Source organism: Mesorhizobium sp. M1E.F.Ca.ET.063.01.1.1, assembly GCF_003998155.1.
Classification (GTDB): domain Bacteria; phylum Pseudomonadota; class Alphaproteobacteria; order Rhizobiales; family Rhizobiaceae; genus Mesorhizobium.
The window spans coordinates 1-1,154 of record NZ_RZSC01001199.1; the positions used below are offsets into that span (position 1 = coordinate 1).

At 66.3% G+C, this 1,154-nt stretch carries 1 protein-coding gene and 1 pseudogene; both read right to left on the minus strand.

Annotation, left to right across the window (positions count from 1 at the left end; genetic code table 11):
- The coding region (locus EOA29_RS37220) for an ATP-binding cassette domain-containing protein (RefSeq protein ID WP_127222444.1) at nucleotides 1-480 on the minus strand (480 nt) is incomplete at its 3' end.
- A 6-nt stretch (nucleotides 481-486) separates the two neighbouring features.
- Nucleotides 487-1,154: pseudogene (locus EOA29_RS37225) on the minus strand (urea ABC transporter permease subunit UrtC); the annotation flags it as partial.

The window sequence follows — 1,154 nt, forward strand, 5'->3', positions numbered from 1 at the left end:
GATCTCCAGCCATTGCTTCTGGCCATGGCTGAGATTGGCGGCGAGCTCGTCGCGCTTGTCGCCGAGACGGATGATGCCGAGGATGTCGTCGATGCGCCGTGCCTCGGCGGCCGAGCGGCGATGGAAGAGCGCCGGGAAGATCGAGCGCGGCCCTTTCAGCGCCAGCATCAGATTGTCCTCGACGCTGTGGCTCTCGAAAACGGTCGGCTTCTGGAATTTGCGGCCGATGCCCATCATGGCGATCTCGGCCTCGTCGTGGCGGGTCAGATCGACCTGGCCGTCGAAGAAGACCTCGCCCTCGTCCGGCCGCGTCTTGCCGGTGACGATGTCCATCATCGTCGTCTTGCCGGCCCCGTTGGGTCCGATGATCGCGCGCATCTCGCCCTTGTCGAGCACCAGCGACAGACTGTTGATGGCGCGAAAACCGTCGAAGGAGACCGACACGCCGTCGAGATAGAGGATGGTGTTCGACTTGCTCATGATCGCTCACTCCGCCGGCTGCGGCTCTGGGTCGGAAGCCGACCAGGCGCCCGGGGTTCTCGCCGCCGAGCGCACGATCTTCGGCCGCGGTTCCTGCGCATCGGCGCCAGCTTCGGCGGCGAGCGAGGCCGCGCGCAGCGCCTTGGCCTTGCCGCGCCAACTGTCCCACATGCCAACGATGCCCTTGGGCAGGAACAGCGTGACGGCGACGAACAGGCCACCCAGCGCGAACAGCCAGAATTCCGGCAGCACGCCGGTGAACCAGGATTTGCCGGCGTTGACGAGCAGCGCGCCGATGATCGGGCCGACGATCGTGCCGCGTCCGCCGACCGCGGTCCAGATCACCACCTCGATCGAATTGGACGGCTCGAATTCGCCGGGATTGATGATGCCGACCTGCGGCACGTAGAGCGCGCGGGCAAGGCCGGCCATGATCGCCGAGACGGTGAAGGCGAACAGTTTGACGTCCTCCGCCCGCCAGCCGAGGAAGCGGGTGCGGCTTTCGGCGTCGCGCACCGCCATCAGGAGCTTGCCGTATTTGGATCGCACGATCGCCGCAGTGACGAAGACGGCCAGCGCCAGCGTCACGGCGCTGGCAGCAAACAGCGCCGAGCGCGTCGCGTCGGCCTGCACGTTGAAACCGAGAATGTCCTTGAAGTCGGTCAGCCCGTTGT